Genomic DNA, 493 nt, shown 5'->3' on the forward strand with positions numbered 1-493 from the left:
GTCCAGCCCCCGAAGTTCCCCGCGTCCTCCACACCGCCCGTTCGCCCCGCGCGCGCCAGCGAGGACGACCTGTGGCGCATCGTCTCCTTCGACGAGTCCAACGACCCCGCCCAGAACCTCACCGCCTCCTTCGAGGCCGCCCTCCAGCAGGTGGACGCCCACCTGGAAGCCCTCATCCGCTCGGATGTCCGCTCGGCGGGGGATGCCAACGAATTCCTCGTCGAAGCCATCGTCGAAGCGACATTCGAGCCGCTGCCTTCTCCCCGGTCCGCCGCCTTCCCCGGTGACAACGGGGGGGCTTCTGGCCAGACTGAGGACGAGCTGTCCGGAGATCTGGACGACTGGGATTTTGACGAGGACGACGTGGCGGCCGAAGACCCCTCCAACCCCGACGAAGCCTCCAAGCTCCGGCGCCAGCGCCTCCTGCGCCGCGCCATGGAGAACATGGGCGCGCTCGGAGCCCGCCCCGCCGCGGCCGCGAGCACTCCGGGTG

The 493-nt window shown here is 70.4% G+C and carries 1 pseudogene; it reads left to right on the forward strand.

Features of this window, described 5'->3' with window-relative positions:
* Nucleotides 1–493, forward strand: a pseudogene (locus D7W81_RS41495) (J domain-containing protein); the annotation flags it as partial.

It is taken from the genome of Corallococcus aberystwythensis, assembly GCF_003612165.1.
GTDB lineage: Bacteria > Myxococcota > Myxococcia > Myxococcales > Myxococcaceae > Corallococcus > Corallococcus aberystwythensis.